Consider the following 23066-nt stretch of genomic DNA (forward strand, 5'->3'; position numbering starts at 1 on the left):
GGGCCGCCGCCATATTCAGGCGGCCGGCGGGTCCTCGCCGGACGTCCGAGCGCTGCATCCGCGGGCTCGCGCCTTCGAAGTGCCTGTCTGGAGAAGGGCTTCGTTCGTCCATGTCGCGTCCCTCGCCCTTCGGGCATCCGTTCCTCCTCGGCTTCGACGAGATCGAGCAGGCTCTCGACCGCGTCGCCAAGGCGGCTAATGACGGCTATCCCCCCTACAACATCGAGCGCGTGGCGCGGACCGAGCGACAGCCCGAGCGGCTGCGCATCACCCTGGCGGTGGCCGGGTTCACCCGCGACCAGCTCGACGTCACCCTGGAGGAGAGCCAGCTCATCGTCCGCGGCCGGCAGACCGAGGACAAGAGCCGCACCTTCCTGCATCGCGGCATCGCGGCGCGGCAATTCCAGAGAGCCTTCCTCCTCGCCGACGGCATGGAGGTGATGGGGGCCGACCTGTCGAACGGGCTGCTCTCGATCGACCTCGTCCGGCCCGAGCCCGAGCGCATCGTGCGACGGATCGACATCGCGACGCGCGACGCCGAGTGAGGATCCCCATATCCACCGCCGGCCGGGCCGCTGCGGGGTCCGGCCACCACCCGCTCTGCCACCCCTGAAGGAGGGCGAACCATGACCGACCTGCATCCGACCATCGACCCCGCCGCGCTCGCCTCCCTGGGCGAGGGCCACGTCGCCTACGTGCGCCCGATGAGCGCCGCCGAGGTCAAGCGCCTGTTCCCGCAGGCGCCCGACCTGTCGCCGGGGCTCAGCGTGTTCGCGCTGCTCTCCGCGAGCGGGGCGCCGATCCTGCTCACCGACAGCCGCGACGCCGCGATCGCCAATGCCTGGGCGCACGACCTGCAGGCCCTGAGCGTGCATTGACGCGAGGCCGCGGCCCTGCTCCCCCGAGGAGAGGGCCGTGGCGCTCCCGGCCGAGGCTCAGGCGATCGCCTCGACCGCGGCGGTCAGCCGGGCGAGGCTCGCCGGGTCGGACAGGCGGTGGTCGCCTTCCTTGATCAGGGTGAGCACCACGCCGCGCTCGGGCAGCGCCGCCACCAGCCGCAGGGCGTGGTCCCAGGGCACGTCCGGATCGGCCATGCCCTGCAGGATGTGCACCGGGCAGCCCGGATCGATCGGACCTCCGAGGAGCAGGTGCCGGCGGCCGTCCTCGATCAGCGCACGGGTGACCGGCGTCGGCTCGGGCGAATAGGCCGAATCGCGCAGCCACACGCCGTCGCGCGCGATGCGCTCGCGGATCGTCTCGGGGAAGCGCGACCACATCAGGGCCTCCGTGAAATCCGTCGCGGGCGCGATCAGCACGAGGCCCGAGGGCCGCAGGCGGGAGGCGGCGAGCAGCGCGATCCAGCCGCCCATCGAGGAGCCGACCAGGACCGGCCGCTCGGGCGCGAAGCGCGCCACCACCGCCTCGGCGTCGGCGAGCCAGTCGGAGATCGTGAAGTCGGCGAAATCGCCCTCCGATTCCCCGTGCCCGCCGTAATCGAAGCGCAGGAAGGCCCGTCCGCGCCGGGCCGCCCAGGCGTCGAGGGCCTCGGCCTTCGTGGCCCGCATGTCGGAGCGGAAGCCGCCGAGCCACACCACCGGCGGGCCGGCCCCCTCGCGCATCAGCGTGGCGATCCGGCGCGTGCGGCCGTCGCGGGTCACGGTGATCGGCGTGGCCGGGGTTTTCAACTGATCCATTGGGAGCGTGCCATCCAGGTCCGAGCGTTTACAGATCCGAAATGCGATCGGGAGAATGTCGAAGACATGCTCGGCGTGACCGATTGTCTACACCAGGGAGCGCGGATGGGCGCAACGGCCGCACGCAGCGGTGCGGACGCGGCCGCGTCCCGTGCCAGGACCTGGAGCCTCATGCCGACGAGCCAGGCCTCTCCCTTTCCCGCCTCGGCGACCCATCCCCTCGCGGGCGAGACGGTCCTGCAGATCATCCCGGAGCTCGATGCCGGCGGCGCCGAGCGGACCACGGTCGACGTGGCGGCCGCCCTGGCGGCGGCGGGCGCGCGCGCGCTGGTGGCCACGGAGGGCGGACGCCTCGTCGGCGAGCTGCAGGCCAAGGGCGGCGTCTGGCTTCCCTTCCCGGCCCGCACCAAGAACCCCTTCGCGATGGCGGTGAACGTCGAGCGGCTGGCCCGGCTCTGCCGCCAGGAGGGCGTCGCCCTCATCCACGCCCGGTCCCGGGCGCCGGCCTGGGTGGCGCTCGGGGCGCGGCGGCGCCTGGGGCTGCCCCTCGTGACGACCTACCACGGCAGCTATTCCGGCCGCACGCCGGTCAAGCGCTTCTACAACTCCGTGATGGCCCGCGGCGACGCGGTCATCGCCAACTCGCACTACACGGCGGAGCTGATCCGCGCGGCCCACCCGCAGGCGGATCCCGCCCGGATGCGGGTGATCCACCGCGGCACCGACCTCGTCGCCTTCTCGGCCGGGCAGGTCGGGCCGGCCCGGGTCGAGGCCCTGCGCCGCGCCTGGGGCGTCGCGCCGCACGAGCGGGTGGTGCTCCTCGCCGCGCGCCTCACCGCCTGGAAGGGGCAGCGGGTGCTGATCGAGGCCGCGGCGGCGCTCCGCGCCCATGGAATGCGGGACTTCGCCGTGGTCCTGGCGGGCGACGCGCAGGGCCGCACCGCCTACGAGCGGGAGCTCGACGCGCTGATCGCGACCCACAACCTCGCCGGGATCGTCCGCCGGGTCGGGCATTGCGCGGACATGCCGGCGGCCTTCCGTGCTGCCTCCGCGGTGGCCGTGCCCTCGACCGCGCCGGAGGCCTTCGGCCGCGCCGCCGTGGAGGCGCAGGCGATCGGCACGCCGGTCGTGGTCTCGGATCTCGGCGCGGTGCGCGAGACCGTCCTGGCCCCGCCCGAGGTGGCGGCCGGCGAGCGCACCGGCTGGCGCGTGCCGGCCGGCGACGCGGGCGCGCTCGCGGAGGCCCTCGCCGAGATGCTCCAACTCGGCGCCAGCGCCCGCGAGTCGCTGGCGCGCCGGGCCCGCCGTCACGTCGAGAGCCACTTCTCGCTGGAGCGCATGACGGCCGATACGCTGGCGGTCTACGCGGCCCTGCTGGGCCGGCCGCATCCGGCCGCTTAACACTCCGTCGCCGCGGCGGCACCGCCCGCAAGTCGATGCAGGTCGATCAGGGCGGCGACGCCGCGCCGGCACGTGTGCGCTGGCACACGTGACAGCATGACCGGGGCGGTGCCGGCGCGAACAACGGGTCGCCGGCCGGCGAGAGCCGGGAATCTGTTCCCGAAACAACCGTTCGCAACCAAGTTCCCTTTCGGCGAGTTGACATCTGGCGCGGTTTAGCCAAGGTGCCGCAGTTCACACGAGTGTGTCCGCGCGGCTCTCCGCCACCGCCCCTGTGGCTCAGGGGCGGGCCGGGTCGCCGACAGCGGCATCAATCAGGAGATCACAGCCATTCGCAGACCTATGAGAGCCATGCCGGCCCCGCAGAAGGACGGGCCGCGCGCCAACCGGGACATCCGCGGCGTTCGGGAAGTTCAGCTCATCGACGACCAGGGGCAGAACCGCGGCGTCATGGCCTTCTTCGACGCGCTGCAGGTCGCCGAGGAGGCGGGCCTCGACCTCGTCGAGATCGCCCCGAACTCGGTGCCGCCCGTCTGCAAGCTGCTCGATTACGGCCGCTACCGCTTCAACGAGCAGAAGAAGCAGGCCGAGGCGCGCAAGCGGCAGAAGACGGTCGAGGTCAAGGAGATCAAGCTCCGGCCCGGCATCGACAAGCACGACTACGACGTCAAGATGAAGGCCGTGCAACGGTTCTTCGAGGAAGGCGACAAGGTCAAGGTGACGCTGCGGTTCCGCGGCCGCGAGATGGCGCACCAGGATCTCGGCCTGCGCCTGCTCGAGCGCGTGAAGGCGGAGACCCAGGAGGTCGCCAAGGTCGAGAGCGAGCCGCAGCTCGAAGGCCGCCAGATGATCATGATCCTCGCGCCGCGCTGACGCGCGGCCGCCCGGATCCCGCACCGGCCGACACCCGGGAGGTTCGCCTCGCCGGGCTTTCGGCGTTGGTGAGGCCGCCGCCCGCCCGGAATCGGCGCCCCGGCCTTGCCTTCCGGGCGAGGGCGTCCCAACAGGGAGGGGCCCGGGGCGATTCCGGTCGCGGCGGGCGCCCCGCGGAGGCCGGAAGATCGTGTTCGCCGACGAACTCAGACCCATGGAGACCGTGGCCGACCCGGATGTCGCGGTCGACCGCCTCGCCGCCCTGCACGCCTCCGCCACCGAGAGCCTAAAGGCGGCCCTGGCCCGGTTCCTGCGGGACGGAGTGCCCCCCGACCACGCGGAACGGCTGAGTTTCCGCTACCCCGAGCTGCGCCTGACCTACCGGCCGGACGGGCCGATGCCGCGGATCAAGCGGGCCACCGCGAAGTTCCAGGGGCCGGGCATCTACGCCACCACGGTGACGCAGCCCGCCCATTTCCGCGCCTACCTGCTGGAACAGCTCCGCCCGCTGGTGGCCGATTACGGCGCCACGATCGAGGTGGGTCTCAGCGCGCAGGAGATCCCCTATCCGTACGTGGTCGAGCCGGGGGCGGAACTCACCCGCGGCGAGCACACGTCGAGCGATCTCGCCCGCTCCTTCCCGACCCCGATGCTGTCGAGCGTCGGCGACGAGATCGCGGACGGGCTCTGGCTCGACAAGGGCGACGAGCCGCGCCCCCTCGCCCTGTTCGACGGACCCCGCGTCGACTATTCCCTGCGCCGCCTGGTCCACTACACGGGCGCGGATTGGCGGGCGATCCAGCCCTGGATCCTGCTCACGAACTATCACCGCTACGTGGACCAGTTCGTGCGCGTCGGGCTCAGGACCCTGGCGGAGAACCCCGAGCGCTACGAGCGCCTCGTCCTGCCGGGCGGCGTCGCGGTCTCGGCCGAGGAGGCCGGGGAGGCGCGGGCGGAGGCGCTGATCGCCGCCTCGCCCTGGCATCGTTTCCAGATGCCGGCCTACCACCTCGTCGCCCGCGACGGGCAGGGCACGACGCTCGTGAACATCGGCGTCGGCCCCTCCAACGCCAAAACCATCACCGACCACCTCGCGGTGCTGCGCCCCCATTGCTGGCTGATGGTCGGCCATTGCGGGGGATTGCGGCAGTCGCAGACCATCGGCGACTACGTGCTGGCCCACGGCTACCTGCGCCGCGACCGCATCCTCGACGAACTCGTGCCGCCGGACGTGCCGATCCCCGCGCTGGCCGAGGTGCAGGTGGCGCTCCAGGAGGCCGCCGCGTCGGTGACCGGCGAGCGGGCGGAATCCCTGAAGCGCCGGCTGCGCACGGGCACCGTCGTGACCTACGACGACCGCAACTGGGAACTGCGCTGGTCGCAGGAGCGGCGGCGGATCAACCTGTCGCGGGCGATCGGCGTCGACATGGAGAGCGGCACCATCGCGGCCCAGGGCTACCGGCTGCGGGTGCCCTACGGCACCCTGCTCTGCGTCTCCGACAAGCCCCTCCACGGCGAGATCAAGCTCCCGGGGGCGGCGAACGCCTTCTACGAGCGGGCGGTGGGCGAGCACCTGCTGATCGGGCTCGCGACCCTCGACGCCCTGCGCCGGGATCGCGGCGGGCTGCACTCGCGCAAGCTCAGGAGCTTCGACGAGCCGCCGTTCCGCTGAGCGGGTTGTCGGGGTCGTACGCATAGGCGAGGGTCTCGAAGCGCAGCGCCCTCGCGTCCACCATCAGGAGCCGCCCGACCAGCCCCTCGCCGAAGCCGGTGATCTCGCGGATCACTTCGAGCGCCATCAGCGAGCCCATCAGGCCGGCGAGCGCCCCGAGCACGCCGGCCTCCGCACAGGTCGGCACCGCACCGGCCGGCGGCGGTTCGGGGAACAGGCAGCGATAGGTCGGGTTCGGCCGCCCGTGGGGCCCGGTCTCGTGGGCGCGGATCGTGGTGAGCGAGCCGTCGAACTGCCCGAGCGCGGCGGTAACGAGGGGGCGCCCCGCCCGGTAGCAGGCATCCGACACGGTGTAGCGGGTGGCGAAGTTGTCGGAGCCGTCCGCCACGAGGTCGTAGCCGGCGACCAGGGCCTCGGCATTCGCGGCGGTGAGCCGGATCGCGTGCGGGACGACCGTCACGTGCGGGTTGAGGCGGGCGACCGCGTCGGCCGCGCTCTCGACCTTGGGCCGGCCGATATCGGGGGTGGCGTGGATCACCTGCCGCTGCAGGTTCGACAGCGAGACGGTGTCGTCGTCGACGATGCCGATCGTGCCGATCCCGGCCGCGGCGAGGTACTGAATCAGCGGCGCCCCGAGCCCGCCGGCTCCGATCACCAGCACCCGCGCCGCCTTCAGCCGCGCCTGGCCGGGCCCGCCGACGTCGCGCAGGACGATGTGGCGCGCGTAGCGCTCGATCTCGTCGGGGCTGAGGCTCACCATCGCTGTCGCTCCTGCGCCGACGCGACCCTCCCCCCTCTGCGGGGGAGGGTGCCCCGCGGAGCGGGGCGGGAGAGGGGAACCACGGCGCCGGACTTGGCTGAACCGCAGTGACGGGCGCCGGACTCAAGCAGCGTCGCGCCGGCCCCTCTCGGCGGGACTGCGTCCCGCTGCGCCTGCTCCGCAGGCCACCCTCCCCCGCAGAGGGGAAGGGGTCCCGCGTCTGATCCTGGCGGGTGGAGTACGCCCGAACGACCGCGCGCGAAACCCGCCGGTTTGCATCCCGCCCGTGCGGCGCTTAAGGGGCGGAGCACCGTCCCTCGCCTCCGGGATCGCCCGTGCCGCAGACGCCCTCGCCGCTCGCCCTGACGCAGGGCCTCATCCGCTGCCCCTCGGTGACGCCCGCCGAGGGCGGCGCGCTCGGCTACCTCGCGGATCTCCTGGGTGCGGCCGGTTTCGTGGTCGAGCGGCCGGTCTTCTCGGAGCCCGGAACGCCGGACGTGGAGAACCTCTACGCCCGCATCGGCACGGCCGGACCCTGCCTGCTGCTGGCTGGCCACACCGACGTGGTCCCGCCGGGCGACCCCTCCCTGTGGCGCCACGACCCGTTCGGCGGCGTCGTCGAGGGCGGGGAGGTGCATGGGCGCGGCGCGGTCGACATGAAGGGCGGGATTGCCTGCCTGACCGCCGCGGCGCTCGCCTTCCTGGCGGACCGCGGCCCGGATTTCGGCGGCTCCCTCGCCTTCCTGGTCACCGGCGACGAGGAGGGGCCGGCGGTGAACGGCACCGTCAAGCTCCTGGGGTGGGCGCGGGAGCGGGGCGAGCGGTTCGACCATTGCATCCTCGCCGAGCCGACCAACCCCGACGCGCTCGGCGACATGATCAAGATCGGTCGCCGCGGCTCGCTCAGCGCGGTGCTGACGGTCCAGGGCGTGCAGGGTCACGTCGCCTATCCGCACCGGGCCGAGAACCCGATCCCCGGGCTGATCCGTCTGGCGGGCGCGCTCCTCGCGGCGCCTCTCGACGAGGGCACGGCGCATTTCGACGCCTCGAACCTCGAATTCACCACGATCGACGTCGGCAACCCGGCGACGAACATCATCCCGGCCCAGGCGCGGGCGGTGTTCAACATCCGCTTCAACGATCTCTGGACGCCGCAGAGCCTGGAGGCCGAGCTGCGCCGCCGCCTCGACGGGGCGGCCGGCAACGCCGTGCGCTACCGGCTCGACGTGCAGCCGACCAACGCGGTCGCCTTCCTGACCCAGCCCGACGCCTTCGTGGATCTGGTCACGCAGGCGGTCGAGGCCGAGACCGGGCGGAGGCCCGCGCTCTCGACGACGGGGGGCACCTCCGACGCGCGCTTCATCAAGGAGGCCTGCCCCGTGATCGAGTTCGGCCTCGTTGGCCAGACCATGCATCAGGTGGACGAGCGGGCGGCGGTGGCGGATCTCGATCGGCTGACAGCGATCTTCCGGCGGGTGCTGGAGGCGTATTTTGCTGGTGCTGCTCGAACGCTCCCCACCTAACCCTCCCCCGCAGAGGGGGGAGGGTTCGCGGCGCGCGACACCGCTTCTCGATCGATCAGGGGTAATCCACGCCCGTCAGCGTCAGCCCCGCCGCCGGCGCCAGCGGGCCGCAGCGCGTCCGGTCGCGAGAATCGAGCACGGCCCGCACCCCCGCCGCATCGAGCCGCCCACACCCCGCCAGCATCAGCGTGCCGACCATCCCGCGCACCTGATGGTGCAGGAACGACCGCGCCGAGGTTGCCACCACGACCTCGTCGCCGCTGCGCGCCACGTCGAGCTGTTCCAGCGTCCGCACGGGGCTGTTCGCCTGGCACTCGGCGGCCCGGAAGGCCGAGAAGTCGTGCCGGCCGAGCAGGCCCTGTGCCGCCGCGTGCATCGCCTCCGCGTCGAGCGCCCAGGGCACGTGCCAGAGATAAGCCCGGCCGAGCGCCGGTGGGCTGCGCCGGTTGAGGATGCGGTAGCGGTAGTGGCGCTTGAGGGCCGAGTGGCGGGCGTCGAAATCCGGACCGACCCGCTCGGCGCTGACCACCGCGACCGGCTCGGGCCGCAGATGGGCGTTGGCCGCGTCCCGCACCGTGTCCGTCCGCCACTCCTTCGCGAGGTCGACATGCACGACCTGATGCGTGGCGTGCACGCCCGCATCCGTGCGGCCCGCGCAATGCACCCGCACCGGCGCGCCCGCGAAGCGTTCGATCGCCTCCTCCAGGGCCTGCTGCACGGACCGGTCGGCGGCCTGGCGCTGCCAGCCCGCGAATCCGCTGCCGTCGTATTCCACCACGAGCTTGTAGCGCGGCATCGGATCAGGCGAGCGGGGCGCCCGCCTCCAGGCGGCGGCCGCGCAGGAAATCGGCCGCCTCCATGGCGCCCTTGCCGGCCGGCTGTACCCGCAGCAGCCGCAGCGCTCCCTCGCCGCAAGCCACGAGGCCGGAGGCATCGAGGAGCGTGCCGGGCGCCCCCGACCCCTCGGCGCGCTGGGCGCGCAGCGCCTTCACCCGCTCCGGCCCGCGGCCGAGATCGGTGAGGAAGAAGGCGCCCGGGAAGGGAGACAGGCCGCGGATCCTGTCGTGGAGGCGCGCGGCCGGCTCCGCCCAGTCGAGCCTCGCCTCCTCGTTGGTGATCTTGTGGGCGTAGACGACGCCCTCCTCGGATTGCGGCGTGAAGCTCAAGGCTCCGCGCTCCAGGGCGCCGAGCGCCCGGTGCATCAGGTCGGCGCCGAGCGGCATCAGGCGGTCGTGGAGCTCGCCGGCGGTCATGTCGGGCGTGATCGCCGCGCGCTCCAGCATCGCCACCGGCCCGGTGTCGAGGCCGGTCTCCATCCGCATCACGGCGACGCCGGTCTCGGGGTCGCCCGCCATCACGGCCCGCTGGATCGGCGCCGCGCCGCGCCAGCGCGGCAGGATCGAGGCATGCAGGTTGAGGCAGCCGAGGGGCGGCGCGTCGAGGATCGCCGGCGGCAGGATCATCCCGTAGGCGACGACCACCGCCACGTCCGCCCCGTGCTCCCGGAAGCGCTCCGCGGCCTCCTGCGTGCGCAGGGTCGCGGGCGTCAGCACCGTCAGGCCGAAGCGCTCGGCGAGCGCCTGGACGGGCGAGGGCTTGAGCGCCATGCCGCGCCCGGCCGGGGCGGGCGCGCGGGTGTAGACCGCCACCACCTCGTGGCCGCCCCCGACGATCTCGGCGAGCGTCGGCACCGCGAAATCCGGGGTGCCCATGAAGACGACCTTGAGGGACATGGGCGGACCGTCAGGCCGCTTCCTGGCCGCGCTTGGCCGCCTTGGCGAACTTCTTCATCACCCGGTCGCGCTTCAGCTTCGAGATGTGGTCGATGAAGAGCACGCCGTTGAGGTGGTCGATCTCGTGCTGCAGGCAGGTGGCGAGGAGCCCGTCCGCCTCCTGCTCCACGGTCTCGCCGTCGAGCGTCCGGAACCGGACCCGCACCCGGTCGGGCCGCACGACCTCGGCGTAGTATTCGGGGATCGAGAGGCAGCCCTCCTCGTAGGAGCGGGTCTCCTCCGAGGTCCAGACGATCTCGGGATCGAGCAGGATGAGGGGGCTGCGCGTGTCCTTATCCTTCGAGGTGTCGACGGTGACGATGCGGGTCGGCTCGCCGACCTGGATCGCCGCAAGGCCGACGCCGGGCGCGTCGTACATCGTCTCCAGCATGTCCGCCGCGAGCTTGCGGACCTCGCCCGTGATCGTGCCAACCGGCTCGGAGGTCACGCGCAGGCGCGCGTCCGGAAGGATGACGAGGGGGCGGATGGTCATGATGGAGGTGGTACCGGATCGGGGCGCCGACGGGCGCCGCTCGTTGGCCCCGAGATAGGGATTCGCCCGCGCGGGGTCAAATCGCCGCGTCGCGCGTCAGAACGCCGTGCGCTGGCGGATCGCCGCCGAGAGCGTGCCCTCGTCGAGGTAGTCGAGCTCGCCCCCGACCGGCACGCCATGGGCGAGCTTCGTCACCTTGATCGGCAGGTGGCCGAGGAGTTCGGTGACGTAGTGGGCGGTGGTCTGCCCGTCGACCGTGGCGTTGAGCGCCAGGATGATCTCGCGCATCTCCGGCACGCTCGCCCGCTCCACGAGGCGGGAGAGGTTGAGGTTCTCGGGCCGGATGCCGTCGAGGGCCGAGAGCACGCCGCCGAGCACGTGGTAGCGGGCCGTCACCGCGCCCGAGCGCTCCAGCGCCCAGAGGTCGGAGACGTCCTCGACGACGACCAGCATCGAGGGGTCGCGGCTGGGGTCGCGGCAGATCGTGCAGGGGTCGGACGTGTCGACGTTGCCGCATTCGCGGCAGACGACGATGCGCTCCGCCGCCACCCGCATCGCCTCGGCGAGGGGGGCGAGCAGGGCCTCGCGCTTCTTGATGAGCTGCAGCGCCGCCCGACGCGCCGAGCGCGGCCCGAGGCCCGGCATGCGGGCCAGAAGCTGGATCAGGCGCTCGATCTCCGGACCGGCGACGGCTTGGGGCATGAGTGGGATGAGTCCTTGGAGAACGCGCCCGGCGCAGAGCCCTGCCCCCTCTGCGGGGGAGGGTGGCCTGCGGAGCAGGCCGGGAGAGGGGAACCACGCTTCAGGAAACGACTGAACCGTTCTGACGGGCGCGCCCTGAAGAAGCGTCGCGCCGGCCCCTCTCCCGGCTCGCTCCGCTCGCCACCCTCCCCCGCAGAGGGGGGAGGGTCGACATCCGCCCTAGAACGGCAGCTTCATGCCCGGCGGCAGCGGCAGGCCCTTGGTGAGTTCCTGCATCCGCTCCTGGGCGGCGCGCTCGCCCTTGGTGCGGGCGTCGTTCATCGCCGCGACGATCAGATCCTCCAGGATCTCCTTCTCGTCGGGAACGAGCAGCGAGGGGTCGAGCGTCACGCCCTTCACGAGCCCCTTGGCGGTCATCGTCACGGTGACAGCCCCGCCGCCCGCCGCGCCGGAGACCTCGACCGCGTCGAGTTCGGATTGCAGATCGGCCATCTTCTGCTGCATGGCCTGGGCCTGCTTCATCAGGCCCATGATGTCGCGCATGGCGTGTCCTCCGGCGGTCGCTCGCCGCCAATGTGGGGCGGATCGGCCGCCGGTGCTACGGGTCGGAATCCGGCTCCTCGGGGGGCGGCAGGGCCTCGGCTTCCGCCTCGGCCAGCTTCTCGCGCACGTCCACGATCTGGGCGCCGGGGAAGCGCCGCAGCACCTCCTGCACGAGGGGATGCGCGGCCGCGCCCTGGTGGCGGCTCTCCCGCGCCGCCTCGGCGCGGGCGGAGAGGGTCGCCTCGCCCGTCTCCCGCGAGAGGGCGACGACCCAGCGCCGGCCGGTCCAGAGATCGAGGGCCTTGGCGAGGTCGTTGGCGAGGCTCTGGCGTCCGCCCTCCGCCAGCCGGAACTCGACGCGGCCATCCTCGAAACGCACGAGGTGCACGTCCCGCTCGAGCGCGATCTTGAGGCCGATGTCGCGCTTCTCCTCCGCCAGCGCGACGATGTCCTCGAAGCGGCGCAGCCGCACGGCGGGCTCCGGCGCCGGGGCCGGGCGGGGTGCCGGAGCGGCCGCGGCCGGGGCAGCCGCCGCGGGTGCGGGTCTCGCCTCGGGCAGGGCGCGCAGGGCCGTGCTGCCCGCGGAGGGGGGCGACGGCGTGCGCGGAGCCGGCGGGACCGCGACGGCGCCGCTCTCGCGGACCTGCCGGAGGGCCTCGTCGGGCGTGGGCAGGTCGGCGGCGTAGATCAGGCGCACCAGCGCCATCTCGGCGGCGGCGAGTGGCCGGGGCGCCGTCTGAACCTCGGGCAGCGCCTTGAGCAGGATCTGCCAGGCGCGCGAGAGCGCCCGGACCGAGAGCCGGTCCGCGAAGTCGCTGCCGCGCACCCGCTCCGCCTCGGACAGCGCCGTGTCGGCCCGCGCCGTCTCCGGCGCCACCTTCAACCGGGTGACGAGGTGCGTGAAGGCCGCGAGGTCCTGGAGCACCACGGAGGGGTCGGCCCCCGCCTCGTACTGTCCGTGCAGCTCCGCGAAGGCGGCGGCCGCGTCGCCCCGTAGGGCTGCCTCGAACAGGTCGATGATCCGCGCCCGGTCGGCGAGGCCGAGCATGTCGCGCACGGTCTCGGCCGTGACCCGGCCTGCGCCGTGCGCGATCGCCTGGTCGAGGAGCGAGAGGGAATCGCGCACCGAGCCCTCGGCGGCCCGCGCGATGGCGGCGAGGGCCTCGGGCTCCACCGCGACGCTCTCCGCCGCGCAGATCCGCTGCAGGTGCGCGACCAGCGTGCCGGCCTCGACCCGGCGCAGGTCGAAGCGCTGGCAGCGCGACAGGATCGTCACCGGGACCTTTCGGATCTCGGTGGTAGCGAAGACGAACTTGGCGTGCGGGGGCGGCTCCTCCAGCGTCTTCAGGAAGGCGTTGAACGCCTTCTCGGAGAGCATGTGGACCTCGTCGACGATGTAGACCTTGTAGCGCGCGGAGACCGGCGCGTAGCGGATCCCGTCGATGATCTGGCGGACGTCGTCGATGCCGGTATGCGAGGCGGCGTCCATCTCCAGCACGTCGATGTGCCGGGATTCCATGATCGCCGCGCAGTGCAGGCCGAGCCCCGGCATGCGGATGGTCGGGCCGGCTTTGGGGTCGTCGGACAGGGCGTAGTTCAGGCCGCGGGCCAGGATCCGGGCGGTGGTGGTCTTGCCGACGCCGCGCACCCCCGTGAGCATCCAGGCCTGCGGGATGCGGCCCGCCTCGAAGGCGTTCGCCAGCGTGCGCACCATGGCGCCCTGGCCGATCAGGTCGTCGAAGGTCTGGGGGCGGTACTTGCGCGCCAGCACCCGGTAGGGCGTCCCGGCCGCCGCCGGGGCGGGGGAGAAACCCGGGAATCCCGGCTCGACGGTCGAGGGCGTGCCGGTGGTCTCGTCCATGCGCCGCGGTCGCGGAGGGCGGCGGAGGCTCGCCGAGCCCCGCGCGCGCTCTCGGTGGAGAAGGGTGGGAGGCTGGACGAGAACCCGCTCGTTCTCGTTAGGGCTGCTTCCTTCCGGACCTGACCCGGTTGGCGAGTGAAACGTCCCCCGCCAACCTCCCGGCGCCTATATGAGCGGCCGACGGCGGAAACGCAAGCGCGGGACCGCCGCGCTTGCCGCGTGTGGAGACACCCATGAAGCACCGCCTCGCCCTCGCCGCGCTCCTCGGCCTCCTCGCCGGAACGGCCTCCGCCGCCGAGACCTACGGGCCCGAGCTGGAAGGCTTCTCCTACCCGCACGCGGTGCACCGCCACGCCTTCACCTCGCAGGGCCAGAGCCTCGCCATGGCCTACATGGACGTGGCGCCGGGCACGCCGAACGGGCGCACGGTCGTGCTGCTCCACGGCAAGAATTTCTGCGCCGCCACCTGGGAGCGCACCATCGCGGTGCTGAGCGAGGCCGGCTACCGGGTGATCGCCCCCGACCAGATCGGCTTCTGCAAGTCCACCAAGCCCGCCGCCTACCAGTTCAGCTTCGACCAGCTCGCCACCAACACCAAGGGCCTGCTCGACGCGCTCGGCATCGCCAAGGCGACGATCATCGGCCACTCGATGGGCGGCATGCTCTCGGCCCGCTACGCCCTGATGTTCCCCGACGCGGTCGAGCAGCTCGTCATGGTCGACCCGCTCGGCCTGGAGGACTGGCAGCAGAAGGGCGTGCCCTACGCGACGATCGACGCCCTCTACGCCCAGGAACACAAGACCACTTTCGAGAGCATCAAGGCCTATCAGCTCAAATACTACTACGACGGCCAGTGGAAACCGGATTACGACCGCTGGGTCCAGATGCAGGCAGGCCTCTATGCGGGTCCGGGCGGCGACAGGGTGGCGTGGAACCAGGCGCAGCTCTCGGACATGATCTTCACGCAGCCGGTGGTGCACGAGTTCGAGCATCTCCGCGTGCCGACCGTGCTGATGGTCGGGGACAAGGACCGGACCGCGCCGGGAGCGAACCGCGCGGCGCCGGACCTTGCCGCGAGCCTCGGCCGCTACGACCGGCTCGGGCCGGCGGTGGCGCAGCGGATCATGACCGGAACGCTCGTGGCCTTCCCGGATCTCGGCCACGCACCCCAGGTCCAGGACCCGGATCGCTTCCACGCGGCGCTGCTGAAGGCGCTCGCGGGACGGTGAGGGAGCGGTTCCTTCAGTGAACTCTCCCTCCCCACCCTTTTCCGGGGGCATGCAGCGTCAGCGGAATGCAACCCGGAAACCAGCGCAGGACTGCGCGAAGCGGCTGCTTCTCAGCAACGCTGCTGGCATGCGGAGCCGCTTCGCGGCGATTCATCATCTGATTTCCGGATCTCCTTCCGCTGACGCTCCAGTCGTCCGGAAAAGGGGAGGAGGTGGGGCGGTCGGGTGGCACTGGCCTGCCAAGCCCAGTGACTCGTGCCGCGCTCTTCCCCTCTCACCCGTGGTGGCCGATTCCTGGGGCGCGGGTTCGGTGTCGGGAGCAGCGATGCCCCCGGAGCCGCACGGGGCGCCAGCTAAACGGCAGCCGAACGCGCGCCTCACGCCCGGTTCAACGGCGGCGCGCGAGAGTGCGGGCATCGGCAGCCCCCCGGCAGCCCCGGAGTTCCGCTCCCCATGTTGCGCTCCCTCCGCCTCGGCGCGCTCGCCGCGCTGGTCCTCGTCGCCGGCCCGGCGCTTGCCGCCGATCTCGACGAGCCGCCGCCCGGACCTCGCTTCGGCTGGGCCCCGCCCCCGCCTCCCCCGCACGCCTTCCGTCCCGACGAGGGCTGCCGGGTCTTCGTGAAGCGGCGCTACGGCCCGGGCGGCGAGGAATATGTGCGCCGCGTGCGCGTCTGCGACGAGGGGCCGGGCTTCGACGGCCCGCCCCGCTGGCACCGCCACAGCCACTGGCAGCCGGACGGCGACGGGCCGCCGCCGCCCGATCGGTTCGGCCCGCCACCCCCGCCCCCTCCGCCCCCGCCGCAGCCCCGCGAGGTGCCGGAGCGCTGGTAGAAGGGTTGCGCGCGGGGCCGCCGGCCCCGATCTCTGCCGTGACCCGATGCATGGATCGCCCCACCCGCGCCGCGCCGGCGGCGCCGAAGCGCCCCGCGACGCGCTCGCGGGGACGGTGGAGCGCGTCACCTTCCACTCCGCCGAAACAGGGTTCTGCGTCCTCAAGGTCAAGGCACGGGGCAGGCGCGACCTCGTGCCCGTGGTCGGCCACGCTCCCGCGGTGGCCGCCGGCGAGTGGATCACCGCGACGGGCGCCTGGGTCAGCGACCGGCAGCACGGGCTGCAGTTCCGCGCCGACACCCTCGCCTGCACGCCGCCCACCGGCGCGGAGGGGATCGAGCGCTACCTCGCCTCGGGCCAGATGCGGGGCATCGGCCCGGAGATGGCCAAGCGCCTCGTGCAGGCCTTCGGCACCGACACCTTCGCGGTGATCGAGGCGCAGCCGGAGCGCCTGACCGAGGTGGCCGGGATCGGCCCGACCCGGGCCGCGCGCCTCGTCGCCGCCTGGGCCGAGCACCGGGTCGTGCGCGAGATCATGATCTTCCTGCACGCCCACGGCGTCGGCACCGCGCGGGCGGTGCGGATCTACAAGACCTACGGCGCCGACTCCGTGGCGGTGATGACGGAGGATCCCTACCGCCTCGCCCGGGACGTGCGCGGCATCGGCTTCCGCACGGCGGACGCCATCGCGACCAAGCTCGGCCTGCCGCCGACCGCGCCCGCGCGCCTGCGCGCCGGCCTCGCCTATGCGCTCCAGGCCGCGATGGACGACGGCCACTGCGCACTGCCGGTGACCGCCCTCGTCGCCCGCGCGGCGGACCTGCTCGGCGTCGATCCGTCCCTCACCCGTACCGCCCTGGTGGAGTCGCTGGACGGCGATGCCCTGGTGGCGGACACGATCGGGGGCGAGACCCACGTCTTCCTGCGCGGCCTCCACGCGGCCGAGCGGGCGATCGCCGAGCGGCTCGCCGCCCTCGACGCGGCGCCGCTGCCCTGGGGCGAGATCGCGGTCGACCCCGCGCTCGCGGCCGTCGAGGCCGAGACGGGACGCAACCTCTCTCCCTCGCAGCGGGAGGCGGCCCGCACGGTGCTGGCCGCCAAGGTCGCGGTGATCACCGGGGGGCCGGGCGTCGGCAAGACCAGCACCCTCGACGCCCTGCTGCGCGTGCTCGCCGGCGTCGACGCGGAGGTGCTGCTCGCCGCGCCCACCGGGCGCGCGGCCAAGCGCATGAGCGAGCAGACCGGGCGCCCGGCCAAGACGCTGCACCGGCTGCTGGAGGTCGACCCGGCCAAGGGCGGGTTCCAGCGCAACGAGGGCCACCCGATCCGCTGCGACCTCCTCGTCGTCGACGAGGCCTCGATGATCGACGTGCCGCTGATGAACGCGCTCACCCGGGCGCTGCCGCGCCACGCCGCCCTCTGGCTCGTCGGCGATGTCGACCAGCTGCCCTCGGTGGGGCCCGGGCAGGTGCTCGCCGACGTGATCGCCTCGGGACGAGTGGCGGTGGCGCGGCTCACGGAAGTGTTCCGGCAGGCCGCCGAGAGCCGGATCATCGTCAACGCGCACCGCATCAAGGCCGGGCGGATGCCGGAGGGCAGCCCGGACCCGTCGGGCGACTTCTTCGTGGTCGCGATCGACGATCCCGAGATCGGGGCCGACCGCCTCGTCGAGATCGTGACGAAGCGCATCCCCCGCCGCTTCGGCCTCGACCCGGTCCGCGACGTGCAGGTGCTCTGCCCGATGACCCGCGGCGCGCTGGGCAGCCGCCACCTCAACCACGCCCTCCAGGCGGTGCTGAACCCGAACCCGCCGCAGGCGGTAGAGCGCTTCGGCTGGCGCTTCGCGCCCGGGGACCGGGTGATGGTGGTGCAGAACGACTACGACCGTGACGTCTTCAACGGCGATCTCGGGGTGGTGGCGCGGATCGACGCCGAGGCGGAGACGCTGATCGGGAGCTTCGACGGGCGCGAGGTGGCCTGGCCCTTCGACGAACTCGACGCGTTGAGTCCAGCCTACGCGATCACCATCCACAAGGCGCAGGGCTCGGAATACCCGGCGGTGGTGATCCCGGTGGTGCTCCAGCACTACACGATGCTCGCCCGCAACCTGCTCTACACGGGCGTGACCCGCGGCAAGCGGCTCGTCGTGCTGGTGGCGCAGACGCGCGCGGTGGCGATCGCGGTGCGGGGCGGGTCGATGAGGCCGCGCTTCACGAAGTTGCGGGAGTGGTTGGGCGGAGTGGATTGATGAGTGTGGCGTTGCGGCTCGATTACCGAAAGGTGCAATCGAGATGCCGCGCGTTTAACCCTCCCCCGCGGAGGCTACCGTGTGCACAGCTCTCTGTAGCCAGTTCATCGGCTGGGCGGGGCTGGAAGGCACAACACCCCTCATGCTGAGGTGCTGCGTAGCAGCCTCGAAGCACCCCTGATCATAGATCCAACACAAGACCTGCTTGGAAAGACTGTTCCGGGGTGCTTCGAGGCTCCCTGCGGTCGCACCTCAGCATGAGGGGTTGGATTTGTTGCAATATGTCGGGTTTGACACTGCGGATCACCGTCGCGCGGTTGAATGACATCTGCCAGTCATCAGCTTAATTGGCGTCGGTTGAGCCGTCCGAGGCTACGCAGGCCCTGGAGGGTTCGGAGCGGACCCTGCATCGTCTCGCAAATCCCTTCTAACCCGATCAGAACCCCTTCTTCACCTCGGCCAGCGCCCGCGTCATGCCCTCTGCGATGGTCTCGCGCTCGGGCGGCGAGGCGTCGCGGGCGACGAGCACCCGCTGGCCGCGCGACACGATCGCCAGGGCCTGCAGCCCGTACTCGTCGTCCTCCACTTTGTGGAGTCGGCTCCACAGGGGGTTGAAGCGCCACTCGGCCCGCTCGCCGCGGTGGCTCACCCGGGCGAGGAAGATCTCGATCGGGCTGATCATCACCTGCTCGAAGGAGCGCCCGCGCCGCAGGCTGACGCTGAGCGCGAGCCAGAGGGCCAGCATGTCGAGGCCGAAGAAGCCGGCGATCGGCCAGAACCCCTGCCGGAGGAAGACGAGGCTCGTCGCCAGCGAGACGAGGCAGCACCCCCCCATCACCACCTGGAAGCCGGTGCGGCCCAGCGAGCAGTGCGGCCGGATCACCGCGGAGAAGACCGGCCGCTCGACGGCGTCCGGGTCACGCCCGTAGGGATGGCGCGTCGGCGGCCCTTCCTGTGCCTTGTCCGTCTCCATGACCTGAATATAAGGCGGCTATGACGCGACGAAAGCCGGGCGCTCCCTCAAAAGTGAAGGTGAAGGCGGGAGCGGTCCTGGTGGCGCCGCTCACCGCCCCGGCGCGCCCGCAGGTGCCGGAACCGGTCGACGCGGAGACGCTGCGCGAGATCTTCGCGCGCCTGAGCGCCGCGAATCCGGAGCCGCGCTCCGACCTCGACTACATTAACCCCTTCACGCTGCTGGTGGCGGTGGTCCTCTCCGCGCAGGCGACCGACAAGAGCGTCAACCTCGCCACCCGCGACCTCTTCGCCAAGGCCGACCATCCGGCCGCCATGCTGGCCCTCGGCGAGGCCGTGGTGCGCGACCACATCCGCACCATCGGGCTGTTCAACACCAAGGCGAAGAACGTCGTCGCGCTCTGCGCGATCCTGGTGGAGCGGCACGGGGGCGAGGTGCCCCGTCGGCGCGAGGAGCTGGAGGTGTTGCCGGGCGTCGGGCGCAAGACCGCGAGCGTGGTGCTCAACGTGGCCTTCGGCGAGCCGACCATCGCCGTCGACACCCACATCTTCCGGGTCTCGAACCGCATCCCGCTCGCGCTGGGCTCCACGACCGACAAGGTGCAGGAGGGGCTGGAGGCGATCGTGCCCGAGCCCTACCGGCTCAACGCCCATCACTGGCTCATCCTGCACGGGCGCTACACCTGCAAGGCGAGGAAGCCCGAGTGCTGGCGCTGTGTGATCGCGGATCTGTGCCGCTATCCGGAGAAGACGGCGGCGCCGGGGGCGTGAGGGGGCACGGTCAACCCTCCCCCTCTGCGGGCTGCCGCGCGCACACAACTATGGTGCCGACTCATCAACTGGGCGGATCTGGAAAGCGAGACACCTCTCATGCTGATGTGCGACCGAAGGGAGCCTCGAAGCACCCCAGACCATGGATCCAAGAGAGAGTTTGTTTGGACAAACTGTTCCGGGGTGCTTAGAGGCTGCTACGCAGCACCTCAGCATGAGGAGCTGAACTTGCCGCCATCAGCTGGGTTTGATGCTGTGGCTCACGACCGCCGGGCTGGATGAATTCTGCCAGTCTTCCGCTTCATCGACGTCGGTTAAGCCTTGCTATGCCGTGTGCACACGGCAGCCTCTACGGGGGAGGGTTCTCCCGCTCCCGCCCCTCACTCCCGCGCCAGCATCGCCCGCCCGATCGCGAAGACCCGCCCATCGCCCAGGAGATGCGCGGTCAGACCCCCCGGAAACAGCGTGTCGAAGGCGGCGCTGCGCACGTTGAGGCCGCCCGTATAGGCGCCGAAGGCCGGCATCACCACGCGGTGCCCGTCGGCGACGAAGCAGCGGCGGCGCACCGCGCGCCCCCGCATCGCGACCTTCCCCACCGGGTGCAGGTGGCCCGCGATCTCGCCGGGCGCCGCGCCCACCATCGGCTCGTGGCGCAGCCGCAGGCCCCCGATCGCCAACTCGTCGGCGAAGCGCCCGCCGATCCCATCCTGCACGGCGCGGTCGTGGTTGCCGTTGATCCAAACCCAGTCGCGCCCCTCCTGCAGGGCGACGATGAGCGCGTGGTCGCCCGGATCCATGCGGCCGGGCCCGCCCGCATCGTGGAAGGAATCCCCCAGCGCCACCACGCGGGCCGGGTCGAACCGCGCCACCACCTCGTGCAGGCAGGCCAGCGTCTCGCGGGTGTCGTAGGGCGGCAGGAACTGGCCCGACCGGGCCGCGAAGGAGGAGCCCTTCTCCAGGTGGAGGTCCGACACCACGAGGGTGCGGTGGGCGTCGAGCCAGAGGGCGCCGCTCAGATCGAGGGTGAGGGCTTCGCCGGCGAGGAGGAGGGTGGGGGTCTTCGTGGTCTTCTCGAGCTTCAGGGCCGGCGTCACGGTCTCTCGTCCTTGGAGCCGGGGCCGGGCTCGGTTGTGGTCAGGACAGCGCCTCGTCGAGCAGCGCCGCCTCGGCTTCGGCCAGAATCTCGTCGGCCCCCTCCCCGTAGACCCGCTCCCGCCCGATCTCGAGCATCACGTTCACGGAGAGGGGCGAGACGCGGTCGAGCGCCTTGTGGATGATTCGCCCCTGGATGCGCGACAGCATCATGCCGAGGCGGCGCACGTCGAGGAGTCCGGTTGCCGCATCCTGGCGGGCGGCGCGCAGCAGCAGATGGTCGGGCTCGTGCTTGCGCAGCACGTCGTAGATCAGGTCGGTCGACATCGTGACCTGCCGCCCGGTCTTGCGCAGGCCCGGATGGTGGCGCTCGATCAGTCCGGCGATGACCGCGCATTGGCGGAAGGTGCGCTTCATCATGGCCGATTCATCCAGCCACGCTTCGAGGTCGTCGCCGAGCATGTCCTGCGCGAACAGGTCGTCGAGGAAGCCCGGCTCGCGGCCGATCCGCTCGGCGACATCGCGGCTGCCGAAGATCGCCAGCCCGTAATCGTTCGCCGCGAAGCCGAGCGGCCGCAGGCCCGCCCGCTCCAGACGGCGGGTCAGCAGCATGCCGAGCGTCTGGTGGGCGAGGCGGCCCTCGAAGGCGAAGCAGGTCAGGTAGTGGCGGTTGCCGCGCGGAAAGGTCTCGACCAGCAGGTCGCGCGGGCCCGGCAGGATCGAGCGGCGCCGCTGCTGGAGCAGGTAGTCGGCCACCTGCGCGGGCAGACGGTCCCACTCGAACGGGTCGGCGATGAGCTGGCGGACCCGGGCGGCCAGGAAGGTCGAGAGCGGGAATTTCGAGCCCGCGTAGCTCGGGATCGCCGGGTCGGAGCCCGGGGCACCCCGCGTCACCAGGGCCTCGTCCTCGTGCAGGCCCTCGAAGCGCAGGATCTCGCCCGCGAACAGGAAGGTGTCGCCGACCGTGAGCGTCTCGGCGAAGTCCTCCTCGATCTCACCGAGAACCCGCCCGCCCTTGGGCAGGATCGTCCCTGGCTTGCCGCGCACGCCGCGGGCGAGCCGCACCTTGACGTGCGTCGCCTCGATGATCGTGCCGACATTCATCCGGTATTGTTGCGCCGTGCGGGCGTCCCGCACCCGCCACAGCCCGTCCGGGCCGCGCAGGATCTTGGCGAAGCGTTCGTAGGCCCGCAGCGCGTAGCCGCCGGTCGCCACGAAATCGACGGCCTGCTCGAAGTCCTCGTAGGCGACGCCCGCATAGGGCGCGGCCGAGCGCACCTCCTCGTAGAGATTCTCGAGCGAGAAGCCCCCCGCGCAGGCCATGCCGAGCACGTGCTGGGCGAGCACATCGGGCGCGCCGACCCGAGGGTCCGGCGTGTCCTGCGCCGCCTCCTCGACGGCATCGAGGGCGGCGCGGCATTCCAGGATCTCGAAGCGGTTCGCTGGCACGAGGTAGGCCCGGGAGGGCTCGTCCATGCGGTGATTGGCGCGCCCGATCCGCTGCATGATCCGGCTCGCGCCCTTCGGCGCGCCCACATTCACCACGAGGTCGACGTCGCCCCAGTCGATGCCGAGGTCGAGGGTGGCGGTGCAGACGACCGCGCGCAGGCGGCCCTCCGCCATCGCCGCCTCGACCCGGCGGCGCTGCGTGGCGTCCAGCGAGCCGTGGTGGAGGGCGATCGGCAGCGAATCCTCGTTGAGCTTCCAGAGCTCCTGGAACGTGTACTCGGCCTGGAGCCGGGTGTTGACGAAGACGAGCACCATCCGATGCTGCCGGATCAGGTCGTAGATCGCCGGCATCGCCTGCCAGGCGGTGTGGCCCGCGAGCGGCAGGGCGCGGGTCGCCTCCAGCAGGCGCAGGTCCGGCTTGGCGCCGCCCGCGACCGTGATCAGATCGGCCAGGCGCGGCTCCGGCGCCTGCGGGACGAGGTAGCGCTGCAGCGCCTCCGGCTCGCGCACGGTCGCCGAGAGGCCGGTGGCCGCGAGGCCGGGCGCGAGGCGGTGCAGGCGGGCGAGGCCGAGCGCCAGCAGGTCGCCGCGCTTCGAGGTGACGAGGGCGTGCAACTCGTCGAGGACGACCCGCTTCAGGCCGGAGAAGAGCGTCTCCGCTTCGCGGTGGGCGATCAGCAGGGCGAGCTGCTCCGGCGTGGTGAGGAGGATGTCGGGCGGACGCTCGATCTGGCGCGCGCGCTTGTGGGCGGGCGTGTCGCCGGTGCGGGTCTCGATGCGCACCGGCAGCCCGATCCCGGCGACCGGCGCTTCGAGGTTGCGAGCGATGTCGACCGCGAGCGCCTTCAGGGGCGAGATGTAGAGGGTGTGGAGACCGCTCTTCCTGGTGGCCGGCCGGTCGGCGAGATCGATCAGGGTCGGCAGGAAGCCGGCGAGCGTCTTGCCGGCGCCGGTCGGCGCGACCAGGAGGGCGGAGCGCCCGGCGCGGGCGGCGGCGAGGAGCGCGAGCTGGTGCGGGCGGGGCTCCCAGCCGCGGGAGGCGAACCAGGCGCGGAAGGCGGGGGGGAGGGCCGGCCCGTTCTGCGGCTTAGCGGATTCAGCGTCCGGGACGTGCGCATGCCCTCTCCCCGCGTCTCGTTGGGTATCAGTGGGAGTGTGCTGGACGGCCACAGGAAGACCG

General features: G+C 72.3%; 21 protein-coding genes and 1 other RNA gene. 10 read left to right on the forward strand and 12 right to left on the reverse strand.

Features of this window, described 5'->3' with window-relative positions:
- The first annotated feature begins 110 nt into the window (after positions 1-110).
- Both ACW9J6_RS02065 and ACW9J6_RS02070 read left to right on the forward strand, forming a co-directional pair.
- On the forward strand, positions 111-545 hold the full coding sequence (locus ACW9J6_RS02065) for an Hsp20 family protein (protein WP_457114768.1): 435 nt from the start codon (positions 111-113) through the stop codon (positions 543-545).
- Positions 546-626: 81 nt separating this feature from the next.
- Positions 627-878 carry a BQ00720 family protein gene (locus ACW9J6_RS02070; protein WP_457114769.1) on the forward strand — a complete coding sequence of 84 codons (252 nt, stop codon included), beginning with the start codon at positions 627-629 and terminating at the stop codon, positions 876-878.
- A gap of 57 nt (positions 879-935) precedes the next feature.
- Here ACW9J6_RS02070 and ACW9J6_RS02075 read toward each other — a convergent pair whose 3' ends face one another.
- Positions 936-1694 (reverse strand): alpha/beta hydrolase, encoded by a 759-nt coding sequence (locus ACW9J6_RS02075; protein ID WP_457114770.1) that lies wholly within the window; start codon positions 1692-1694, stop codon positions 936-938.
- Between the two features lie 171 nt (positions 1695-1865).
- Here ACW9J6_RS02075 and ACW9J6_RS02080 point away from each other — a divergent pair, with 171 nt between their 5' ends.
- The 3 genes from ACW9J6_RS02080 (at position 1866) to ACW9J6_RS02090 (ending at position 5640) form a co-directional block, all read left to right on the forward strand.
- The gene (locus ACW9J6_RS02080; protein WP_457114771.1) at positions 1866-3095 is read left to right on the forward strand and encodes a glycosyltransferase; all 1230 of its coding nucleotides are present in this window, start codon (positions 1866-1868) and stop codon (positions 3093-3095) included.
- Positions 3096-3446: 351 nt separating this feature from the next.
- Positions 3447-3968, forward strand: a complete 522-nt coding sequence (gene infC / locus ACW9J6_RS02085) for a translation initiation factor IF-3 (protein ID WP_457114772.1) — start codon at positions 3447-3449, stop codon at positions 3966-3968.
- A gap of 190 nt (positions 3969-4158) precedes the next feature.
- The gene (locus tag ACW9J6_RS02090) at positions 4159-5640 is read left to right on the forward strand and encodes an AMP nucleosidase (protein ID WP_457114773.1); all 1482 of its coding nucleotides are present in this window, start codon (positions 4159-4161) and stop codon (positions 5638-5640) included.
- On the opposite strand, the gene ACW9J6_RS02095 is transcribed toward ACW9J6_RS02090, so the two are convergent.
- Positions 5609-6400: a HesA/MoeB/ThiF family protein gene (locus tag ACW9J6_RS02095; protein ID WP_457114774.1), complete on the reverse strand. Its 792-nt coding sequence runs from the start codon at positions 6398-6400 to the stop codon at positions 5609-5611. The genes ACW9J6_RS02090 and ACW9J6_RS02095 overlap by 32 nt on opposite strands.
- Before the next feature lie 335 nt (positions 6401-6735).
- Between ACW9J6_RS02095 and dapE the strand changes: the two genes are divergently transcribed.
- Positions 6736-7923, forward strand: coding sequence for a succinyl-diaminopimelate desuccinylase (gene dapE, locus ACW9J6_RS02100; RefSeq protein WP_457114775.1), 1188 nt, complete (start codon positions 6736-6738; stop codon positions 7921-7923).
- Positions 7924-7978: 55 nt separating this feature from the next.
- Here the strand turns inward: dapE and truA are convergent, their stop codons facing one another.
- The 7 genes from truA to ffs all read right to left on the reverse strand — a co-directional run bounded on the left by truA (position 7979) and on the right by ffs (position 13454).
- The gene (gene truA, locus ACW9J6_RS02105; RefSeq protein ID WP_457114776.1) at positions 7979-8719 is read right to left on the reverse strand and encodes a tRNA pseudouridine(38-40) synthase TruA; all 741 of its coding nucleotides are present in this window, start codon (positions 8717-8719) and stop codon (positions 7979-7981) included.
- A 4-nt stretch (positions 8720-8723) separates the two neighbouring features.
- Positions 8724-9656 carry a methionyl-tRNA formyltransferase gene (gene fmt, locus ACW9J6_RS02110; RefSeq protein ID WP_457114777.1) on the reverse strand — a complete coding sequence of 311 codons (933 nt, stop codon included), beginning with the start codon at positions 9654-9656 and terminating at the stop codon, positions 8724-8726.
- Between the two features lie 10 nt (positions 9657-9666).
- Complete coding sequence (gene def / locus ACW9J6_RS02115; RefSeq protein ID WP_457114778.1) at positions 9667-10188, reverse strand: peptide deformylase; 522 nt, start codon at positions 10186-10188, stop codon at positions 9667-9669.
- 96 nt (positions 10189-10284) lie between these two features.
- Positions 10285-10890: a recombination mediator RecR gene (gene recR / locus ACW9J6_RS02120; protein ID WP_457114779.1), complete on the reverse strand. Its 606-nt coding sequence runs from the start codon at positions 10888-10890 to the stop codon at positions 10285-10287.
- A 219-nt stretch (positions 10891-11109) separates the two neighbouring features.
- On the reverse strand, positions 11110-11433 hold the full coding sequence (locus ACW9J6_RS02125) for a YbaB/EbfC family nucleoid-associated protein (protein WP_457114780.1): 324 nt from the start codon (positions 11431-11433) through the stop codon (positions 11110-11112).
- Positions 11434-11488: 55 nt separating this feature from the next.
- On the reverse strand, positions 11489-13294 hold the full coding sequence (locus ACW9J6_RS02130) for a DNA polymerase III subunit gamma/tau (RefSeq protein WP_457114781.1): 1806 nt from the start codon (positions 13292-13294) through the stop codon (positions 11489-11491).
- A gap of 63 nt (positions 13295-13357) precedes the next feature.
- An RNA gene (gene ffs, locus ACW9J6_RS02135) (signal recognition particle sRNA small type) lies at positions 13358-13454 on the reverse strand.
- 73 nt (positions 13455-13527) lie between these two features.
- On the opposite strand from ffs, the gene ACW9J6_RS02140 reads away from it, so the two are divergent.
- The 3 genes from ACW9J6_RS02140 to recD2 all read left to right on the forward strand — a co-directional run bounded on the left by ACW9J6_RS02140 (position 13528) and on the right by recD2 (position 17602).
- A complete protein-coding gene (locus ACW9J6_RS02140) occupies positions 13528-14523 on the forward strand; it encodes an alpha/beta fold hydrolase (RefSeq protein ID WP_457114782.1) in 996 nt (331 codons plus the stop codon).
- Between the two features lie 453 nt (positions 14524-14976).
- Entirely contained in the window at positions 14977-15354 is a 378-nt protein-coding gene (locus ACW9J6_RS02145; RefSeq protein WP_457114783.1) for a hypothetical protein, read from the forward strand.
- A 46-nt stretch (positions 15355-15400) separates the two neighbouring features.
- The gene (recD2, locus tag ACW9J6_RS02150) at positions 15401-17602 is read left to right on the forward strand and encodes an SF1B family DNA helicase RecD2 (protein WP_457114784.1); all 2202 of its coding nucleotides are present in this window, start codon (positions 15401-15403) and stop codon (positions 17600-17602) included.
- Positions 17603-18038: 436 nt separating this feature from the next.
- Here the strand turns inward: recD2 and ACW9J6_RS02155 are convergent, their stop codons facing one another.
- A complete protein-coding gene (locus tag ACW9J6_RS02155) occupies positions 18039-18575 on the reverse strand; it encodes a DUF2244 domain-containing protein (protein WP_457114785.1) in 537 nt (178 codons plus the stop codon).
- Between the two features lie 20 nt (positions 18576-18595).
- Between ACW9J6_RS02155 and nth the strand changes: the two genes are divergently transcribed.
- The gene (nth, locus tag ACW9J6_RS02160; protein ID WP_457114786.1) at positions 18596-19345 is read left to right on the forward strand and encodes an endonuclease III; all 750 of its coding nucleotides are present in this window, start codon (positions 18596-18598) and stop codon (positions 19343-19345) included.
- A gap of 380 nt (positions 19346-19725) precedes the next feature.
- On the opposite strand, the gene pdeM is transcribed toward nth, so the two are convergent.
- Positions 19726-20439, reverse strand: coding sequence for a ligase-associated DNA damage response endonuclease PdeM (gene pdeM / locus ACW9J6_RS02165; RefSeq protein WP_457114787.1), 714 nt, complete (start codon positions 20437-20439; stop codon positions 19726-19728).
- 40 nt (positions 20440-20479) lie between these two features.
- Entirely contained in the window at positions 20480-23056 is a 2577-nt protein-coding gene (locus ACW9J6_RS02170) for a ligase-associated DNA damage response DEXH box helicase (RefSeq protein WP_457114788.1), read from the reverse strand.
- Positions 23057-23066 lie beyond the last annotated feature (10 nt).

The organism is Methylobacterium sp. JK268 (assembly GCF_054052225.1).

Coding starts and splice junctions, on each gene's coding strand:
- fmt (WP_457114777.1), bottom strand. CDS start 9,656: ATGTCCCTCAAGGTCGTCTTCATGGGCACCCCGGATTTCGCGGTGCCG.
- truA (WP_457114776.1), bottom strand. CDS start 8,719: ATGCCGCGCTACAAGCTCGTGGTGGAATACGACGGCAGCGGATTCGCG.
- ACW9J6_RS02070 (WP_457114769.1), top strand. CDS start 627: ATGACCGACCTGCATCCGACCATCGACCCCGCCGCGCTCGCCTCCCTG.
- recR (WP_457114779.1), bottom strand. CDS start 10,890: ATGCCCCAAGCCGTCGCCGGTCCGGAGATCGAGCGCCTGATCCAGCTT.
- ACW9J6_RS02080 (WP_457114771.1), top strand. CDS start 1,866: ATGCCGACGAGCCAGGCCTCTCCCTTTCCCGCCTCGGCGACCCATCCC.
- ACW9J6_RS02145 (WP_457114783.1), top strand. CDS start 14,977: ATGTTGCGCTCCCTCCGCCTCGGCGCGCTCGCCGCGCTGGTCCTCGTC.
- ACW9J6_RS02155 (WP_457114785.1), bottom strand. CDS start 18,575: ATGGAGACGGACAAGGCACAGGAAGGGCCGCCGACGCGCCATCCCTAC.
- ACW9J6_RS02130 (WP_457114781.1), bottom strand. CDS start 13,294: ATGGACGAGACCACCGGCACGCCCTCGACCGTCGAGCCGGGATTCCCG.
- ACW9J6_RS02125 (WP_457114780.1), bottom strand. CDS start 11,433: ATGCGCGACATCATGGGCCTGATGAAGCAGGCCCAGGCCATGCAGCAG.
- recD2 (WP_457114784.1), top strand. CDS start 15,401: ATGCATGGATCGCCCCACCCGCGCCGCGCCGGCGGCGCCGAAGCGCCC.
- ACW9J6_RS02075 (WP_457114770.1), bottom strand. CDS start 1,694: ATGGATCAGTTGAAAACCCCGGCCACGCCGATCACCGTGACCCGCGAC.
- ACW9J6_RS02065 (WP_457114768.1), top strand. CDS start 111: ATGTCGCGTCCCTCGCCCTTCGGGCATCCGTTCCTCCTCGGCTTCGAC.
- infC (WP_457114772.1), top strand. CDS start 3,447: ATGCCGGCCCCGCAGAAGGACGGGCCGCGCGCCAACCGGGACATCCGC.
- def (WP_457114778.1), bottom strand. CDS start 10,188: ATGACCATCCGCCCCCTCGTCATCCTTCCGGACGCGCGCCTGCGCGTG.
- nth (WP_457114786.1), top strand. CDS start 18,596: ATGACGCGACGAAAGCCGGGCGCTCCCTCAAAAGTGAAGGTGAAGGCG.
- ACW9J6_RS02140 (WP_457114782.1), top strand. CDS start 13,528: ATGAAGCACCGCCTCGCCCTCGCCGCGCTCCTCGGCCTCCTCGCCGGA.
- ACW9J6_RS02095 (WP_457114774.1), bottom strand. CDS start 6,400: ATGGTGAGCCTCAGCCCCGACGAGATCGAGCGCTACGCGCGCCACATC.